Origin of the sequence: Deinococcus rhizophilus (assembly GCF_030271215.1) — a bacterium.
Lineage (GTDB): Bacteria > Deinococcota > Deinococci > Deinococcales > Deinococcaceae > Deinococcus > Deinococcus rhizophilus.
This window is the reverse complement of sequence record NZ_JASNGB010000182.1, coordinates 1-6100: the sequence shown is the minus strand read 5'-3', so window position 1 is coordinate 6100 and position 6100 is coordinate 1. Positions and strand designations below refer to the sequence as shown.

The following is a 6100-nucleotide window of genomic DNA, read 5'->3' as shown; positions in this document are numbered from 1 at the left end:
GCGGTCGCCGCCGGGGTCGCCGGGGCCGTCACCGTGACGCTGCTCAACGAGGGGGGACGGCGGGTGCTGCCCCACGCCCCCCGCATGGAGGTGATCGGGGAGCGTGCCCTGAGCGGCACCCTGCGGGCGGCGGGCGCCGAGCCCCCCCGTGGCCGCGACCTGTACCGCGCGACCCTGGCCGCCGACCTGCTGTCCAACGCCCTGTACTACGGCGTGGTGGCCCTGGGTCAGCCGGGCGGACACTGGGGCCGGGGCGCGGCGCTGGGACTGGCGGCCGGGGTGGGCGCCGTGGTCCTGCCTGAGCCACTGGGCCTGGGGCGGCAACCCGGTGCCCGGTCCCCCCGCACGCCCCTGCTGACGGCCGCGTGGTACCTCGCCGGGGGCCTGGCCGCCGCCGCCGTGGTGGGAGCCCTGACGCGGGACCCCTGAAGGCCCGTGTCCGCGCCAGGGAAGCAGGCCCCCCAGTTTCCTGGCACGAACCTTACGTCCCCTAAAGGCAGGCTCAAGTGGCGCCGCCGGGACATCAGAAAGCCGTTAAGCGGGCGCGGCATGATGGCCCCCATGAAGAAAGTGCTGACGACCAGCCTGGCCCTCGGGGCCGCCCTGACGACCACCGCCCTTGCCCAGCCTCGCCTGAGCGCCCAGAGCATCATCGTCAACCCCGTGCAGCCGGACCTCTCGGTGAGCGTGCGCGTGGACAAGGACGCCAGCGGGAACGCCAACCCCGTCTACCGGGTCGGCGAGAACATCCGCATCTCGACCACCGTCAACCGCGACGCCTACGTCTACCTCTTCAACGTGGACGCCACCGGCGAGGTGACCCAGATTCTCCCCAACCGCTTCGAGAGCGGCGCGAACTTCGTCAAGGCGAACACCACCAAGGTCTTCCCGGCGGCGGGCGATACCTTCACCTTCTCGGTGGACGGCCCCGTCGGTCTGAACAAGGTGCTGGCGCTCGCCAGCCTGACGCCCCTCAACCTCGATCAGGTCAGCTCCTTCAAGACCCAGCAGGACCAGTTCGCCACCGTGACCGCCCGTGGTCAGGACCAGCTCGCGCAGGCGCTGAGCATCGTCGTGACCCCGCTGCCCCAGACCAACTGGGTGACCAACACCGCCTTTTTCACGGTCGCGGCGCAGACTCCGGTGCAGACCGGGGGCCTGTTCGTCGGCACCAACGTGGGGGGCGCGACCATCATCCTCAACGGCCAGCGGCTGGGCGGCGCGAACGTCACCTACAGCAACATCCGCCCCGGCACCTACCCGGTGCGCGTGCAGGCCCCCGGCTTCCAGGATTTCTCGACCACCATCACCGTCCGCGCCGGTGTGACCACCAACCTGAACGTGGACTTCGCCGCCCCCGTGGCCGTGACCCCCGTCGTGCAGCCCGCGCAGCCCGGCAACATCGTTCTGGACCTTTTCCGTGGCCTGCTCGGCGCCATCGCGGGCACCCAGCTTCAGGACCCCGCCCGCAGCGCCTACGACCAGAAGGTCACCGAGCTGCAGCGTCAGGGCTATACCCTCCAGAGCACCCGGCAGACCGCCAGCGGCTACGTCGGCACCCTGCAGGGCCGCACCGGCACCGTCACCCTGACCGTCGACCGGGGCGCCAACCGCACCATTGTCGTGCAGGTCAACGAGATCACCGTCTACCGCTACTGAGCCCACCGCTACTAGGCCCCGATCAGCGAATCCCCCAGGTCACGGCCTGGGGGGTTTTCTGTCCCGCACCGGATGCAGGAAGCGTCTTTCCCCATGCCTCACCCGGGCGCTCAGGGCAGCGGCTCGATCTCGGAAAGGGAGGTGGAGGTGGACTCGATGCGCTGCTGGCGCAGGGTGCCGAGTTCCTGGGCGTCCACCGCGTGGTCGGCCATCACGATGGTCTGGCACAGCAGCAGCATGGAGGCGCTGACACTGCCCCCCAGCTCGCGCGTGCCCTGATCCGTGAGCACCACGCCCCGGCGCCCGTCGGTCAGGATCAGGACGTGCGGCCCGACCAGGAGCCCGGCGCTTGCCGGGTGCGCCCACGCCTTGGCCCGCGAGGCGAGCAACTCGGCCCGCCATTCCTCGGTGTCGGCACCCGCGACCTCGTGCCCCGGCGCCCCGGCGATCAGCTCACCGATCAGGGCGTGAATGGTCTCTCCTCCTGCCAGCGCGGTCAACTGCCCCACCAGCGCTTCCCGTCCGAGTGCCCCCGCCTGCCACAGCGCCACGGCCTCAGCGGGCGAGGGCACCCCCGAACCGGTGTCTCCGGGTGGCCGCGTCATACGCTCCGCCAGCGGACAGGAGGGGGGGAAGGAATCTGGACGCAGCCGCTCATGCCGACAGTCTACGGGAGGTTGCGCGGGGCGGGGCCCTCCATCAGCGGCGGCTCAAGACCTCCCGGTGAGTCAGCGCCAAGTTCCACAGCCCGAGAGTTTGAATATATACAACCCACCTTTCCCCCCCTCTCGTCCCACTATCCTCCCCCCATGCCCCCCTCGCCCTCCACGCTGCGGCGCCTGCTGGAGCACGACGACCTCGACGCGGCCCTCGACCTCCTGGCGACCACGCTGCCGGGTCCTCCAGGTGGAGCCACCCGCAAGAATGTGCTCAGCGGCTGGCGCGTTCTGGTGCGCTGGCTGCGAACAGAGGACCGCCGCCTGCTGGGCGTGACGGACCCCGCCGCCTTTGCCCGGGCCTACGCGGACTGGCTGGCCGCCGAGTACCACGAGGTCGCCGCCACGGTGAACAACCGGCTGGTTCAGGCACGGCGGCTGTACCGGGTGCTGGCAGAGCTGGGGCTGGCCGAGGCTAATCCCTTCGATGGAGTCCAGGGCCGCACCAACATGGCCCACGAGCGCCGCCCCGTGTACAGCGCCGGGGAGGTTGCCCGGCTGCTCGACCACGCCTCGGCCGAGGAGCGGGTGCTGGTCCTGCTGGGAGCCCACGGGGGGCTGAGTGGGCCGGAGGTGCGGCACCTGACCTTTGAGGACGTGTCCGGGGACCGCGCCCACCTGCGGGTGGGTGGAGCGAGTGGGCGGACAGTCGCCTGCACGCCGGAACTGCAGGCCGCGCTGGACGCCTGGGCGCGGCTGAGCGGTGAGACCCCCCTGTACGGGGCGCCCCGGGGCCTGCTGTTCCGTCACGGCGAGGCGCCGCTGACCGACCATGAGTTGCGGGCCAAGGTATTCCGGCTCTGCCAGCGGGCTGAGGTCCCCTACAAGGCCTGGCACGCCCTGCGGCACGCGGCCGGGCTCAAACTGCTTGCCGAACAGGCCACCCAGCGCGAGGTGACCGAGGCCCTGGGGCTGGGGGGACGCACCGCCGTGCGGCCCCTGATTCAGCTGAGCAGCCGCCCCGACCTCACCGCCCGCCCGGAGCGAACACGCCGGGCGGGGAAGAAGCCGGGTAAAGATTCACACTAAGTCCGATTAGTGTGGCACTGCTTGGTGGCCTGTTTGATGGTGCCCCGCCAGGCTGCGGGCGGCCTCCCGGGTCACTGCGGCAGGCGCTCCCGCTTCCGCGTGGGCTTGCGGGCGTAGAGCCGCTCGTCGGCGAGCCGGAAGAGGGCGGCGGCCTCGGTCGCCTCGTCAGGGAAGGCGGCCCCGCCCACGGCGGCGCGGAGGCACCCGCCGTCCAGTCCGGCGAGTTCGGCTTCCAGGGTGCTTTCCAGCGGCGCCAGACTGGGGGGCAGCAGCGCGGCGAACTCGTCGCCCCCCAGCCGGTAGGTGGTGCCGGGGAGCGGAATCTGCCGGGCGAGGCAGCGGGCCACCTCGCACAGCAGCGCGTCTCCGGCGAGGTGGCCGCGCTCGTCATTGATGCGTTTGAAGTCGTTGAGATCGATCAGCACCAGCCGCATGGGCTCGCGGCGGGCCAGGGACCCGGCGAGCGCCTCGTCAAAGGCGCGGCGGTTGCCCAGCCCGGTTAGCCCGTCGATGTAGACCCAGTGCTCCAGCTGGCGCTGGGCCTGGTACGTCTCGGTGAAGTCCTCCTGCACGCCCACGAAATACCGCACCTGCCCGTCCTCCCGCAGCGGCCGCACCCGCAGGCGGTAGTGCAGCGCGGTGCCGTCCTTGCGGTAGTTCAGCACCACGCGCGAGAAGGGCTCGCCCCGGTCGAGGGCCGTACGCATCGCCAGGATGTCGGCGGGGTCGGTCGCCGGGCCCTGCAGAAAGCGGCAGGTGCGGCCCTGGGCCTCGGCGAGCGAGTATCCCGTCTCGCGGGTGAAGGTCTCGTTGACATAGAGGATGCGCCGCTGGGCATCGGTGACCAGCAGCCCGATGTCGGCGGTGTCCAGCACCTGCCACAGCAGTTCATCCGGCAGCCCGGCGGTCCCGAGCAGCGGTGCGGGGCCGGGCCCGGCGGGCCGGGCGGGGAGCTTCATCGGCCGCTCCACAGCCGGGCCGCGTGCTGGGGGACGCCAGCGGGCACCGGAGCCGGGCGACCCAGGAAGTAGCCCTGCGCGTAGTCGGCGCCGAGTTCGCGCACCATCTGCAGTTCGGTCTCTGTCTCGATACCCTCGGCGACGACCCGGATGCCGAGGTCGTGGGCGTACTCGATCAGGGCCAGCACCAGCGGCGTGCGGCGGTCATCCGCGTGCAGGCCGCTGATCAGGGCGCGGTCGAGCTTGACCACGTCGGGCCGCAACTGGGCGAGGTAGGTCAGGCTGGTGTGCCCGGCCCCCAGATCGTCGAGCGCCACCTGCGCTCCCTCGGCCCGGTAGCGGTCGAGAATCCGCCGCAGCAGGGCGAGATCGGGAAAAGCCTCGCTCTCGGTGACCTCGAACAGCAGCCGGGAGAAGTCCGCGCCCACCTCCCGGCAGGTCTGGAAGGTGGTTTGCAGGCACACGTCGGGGTTGTAGACCACGCCGGGCGCGAAGTTGATGAACAGCACCTGCCCCGGCGCGAGCTGCGGGTAAAGCTGCCGGATTGCCCCCCGCCGGGCCTGGGCATCGAAGGCGCGGGACTGCCCGTGCGCCGCCGCCGCCTGCAACAGGTCACCTGCCCCGATCAGCCCGCCCTGCCCCTCGGCCCGGACGAGGGCCTCGTAGCCGTAGACGGTGCCCCCGCGCAGAGTCACGATAGGCTGAAGGTGAAAGCAGAGCCGCTCGCTCGCCGCGAAAAACCAGCCGCTGCCCAGCCGCTGCACCCAGCGTTCCAGCGGCGCCATCTGCCAGGTGTCCGGCGATCCGTCGGCACGGCACGGCGCGGCGTAGAGGTCAGCACGTTCGGTGGGATTGAAGGCGTCGAGCAGGCTCTGGAGGCTGCCAAACGCCTGGTGCGTCACCAGGGGCCCCTCCGGTCGCCGCTCGTAGGGAAGCCCCAGCGCCGCGAGCCACGCGGTCAGCCGCCGTCCCACATGCCGCGACGTGGCGTGCAGATACAGCCCGGCCGTGAGGGATTCGGTGGAAGGAGCGAGCAGGTCGCAGTCGCAGGTCAGGGCCGAGGGAGAAGGAGAGCTGGCTGAGCTGCCTGTTGGAGGAGTGGAAGGAGAAGACATCCCCTCCGGTGTAGCAGGCCCAGGCTTACGCAACCCTGGCCGCGGGCTGTGCCCCGCTCAGTGGGGCGCTCATAAACCCCTTGACCGATTGAGCTGGGCTTCATGATGTGGAGGGGTTTTTGGGAACGTACCGGGGGTGATGAGCGGCTTGAGGTGGGAGAGGGGAATGGTGGGGAACAGAGTGTCTGGCTGGTTTGTATATATTTACAAATTCGCTGGGCTGGTCCATCCGGCTCCCTTACTCAGGCTCTCCCTGCCCTTCCTGCGGCTCAGGCCGCACCTGCACCCCTGTTCGCCCGGCCACGGCCTCTCTGGCCTCTCTCTCCCACCCGGGGGGCACCCACAGCTCGATCAGCGCTCCACGCAGGAGCAGCGTCAGAGCGGGGCCGAGCGCGACCTGGAGGGCCTCGCGGGGGGTGCGCCCCTGGGCGGCGACGGTGCCCAGGTCGAGGGTGAGGCGCAGAGTGGACGGGCCGCTGCCGGGGCTGGAGGGCAGACCGGACACCCGCAGCTGGAGGGGCCGCGCCTGTCCGGGAAGGCGGCGGGGCTGGCCCAGCGCGAGGGGCGGGTCGGCTTCCCCGGTGCGGGCGAGCCCGAGGGCGTCCTGGGTCAGGTTGGACAG

At 71.1% G+C, this 6100-nt stretch carries 7 protein-coding genes; 3 read left to right on the top strand and 4 right to left on the bottom strand.

The features are described from left to right. Together QOL99_RS14350 and QOL99_RS14345 are read left to right on the top strand one after the other, a co-directional pair. On the top strand, nucleotides 1-429 hold a 429-nt coding region (locus QOL99_RS14350; protein ID WP_285524819.1), incomplete at its 5' end, for a hypothetical protein. A 132-nt stretch (nucleotides 430-561) separates the two neighbouring features. Next, nucleotides 562-1659 carry a DUF4384 domain-containing protein gene (locus QOL99_RS14345; RefSeq protein WP_285524817.1) on the top strand — a complete coding sequence of 366 codons (1098 nt, stop codon included), beginning with the start codon at nucleotides 562-564 and terminating at the stop codon, nucleotides 1657-1659. Nucleotides 1660-1769: 110 nt separating this feature from the next. On the opposite strand, the gene QOL99_RS14340 is transcribed toward QOL99_RS14345, so the two are convergent. Beyond that, nucleotides 1770-2264, bottom strand: coding sequence for a hypothetical protein (locus tag QOL99_RS14340; RefSeq protein ID WP_285524815.1), 495 nt, complete (start codon nucleotides 2262-2264; stop codon nucleotides 1770-1772). A 204-nt stretch (nucleotides 2265-2468) separates the two neighbouring features. Between QOL99_RS14340 and QOL99_RS14335 the strand changes: the two genes are divergently transcribed. Continuing rightward, the gene (locus QOL99_RS14335) at nucleotides 2469-3404 is read left to right on the top strand and encodes a tyrosine-type recombinase/integrase (RefSeq protein ID WP_285524813.1); all 936 of its coding nucleotides are present in this window, start codon (nucleotides 2469-2471) and stop codon (nucleotides 3402-3404) included. A 71-nt stretch (nucleotides 3405-3475) separates the two neighbouring features. On the opposite strand, the gene QOL99_RS14330 is transcribed toward QOL99_RS14335, so the two are convergent. The 3 genes from QOL99_RS14330 to QOL99_RS14320 form a co-directional block, all read right to left on the bottom strand. Beyond that, a complete protein-coding gene (locus QOL99_RS14330; protein WP_285524812.1) occupies nucleotides 3476-4363 on the bottom strand; it encodes a GGDEF domain-containing protein in 888 nt (295 codons plus the stop codon). Continuing rightward, entirely contained in the window at nucleotides 4360-5478 is a 1119-nt protein-coding gene (locus QOL99_RS14325; RefSeq protein ID WP_285524810.1) for an EAL domain-containing protein, read from the bottom strand. The genes QOL99_RS14330 and QOL99_RS14325 overlap by 4 nt, the downstream gene beginning before the upstream one ends. Before the next feature lie 238 nt (nucleotides 5479-5716). Then, nucleotides 5717-6100, bottom strand: a 384-nt coding sequence (locus QOL99_RS14320) for a hypothetical protein (RefSeq protein ID WP_285524808.1), incomplete at its 5' end; no start/stop codon positions are given.

Bases quoted from the DNA above. Each gene is read 5' to 3' on its own strand.
- QOL99_RS14345 (WP_285524817.1), top strand. From the start codon at position 562: ATGAAGAAAGTGCTGACGACCAGCCTGGCCCTCGGGGCCGCCCTGACG.
- QOL99_RS14340 (WP_285524815.1), bottom strand. From the start codon at position 2,264: ATGACGCGGCCACCCGGAGACACCGGTTCGGGGGTGCCCTCGCCCGCT.
- QOL99_RS14335 (WP_285524813.1), top strand. From the start codon at position 2,469: ATGCCCCCCTCGCCCTCCACGCTGCGGCGCCTGCTGGAGCACGACGAC.
- QOL99_RS14330 (WP_285524812.1), bottom strand. From the start codon at position 4,363: ATGAAGCTCCCCGCCCGGCCCGCCGGGCCCGGCCCCGCACCGCTGCTC.
- QOL99_RS14325 (WP_285524810.1), bottom strand. From the start codon at position 5,478: ATGTCTTCTCCTTCCACTCCTCCAACAGGCAGCTCAGCCAGCTCTCCT.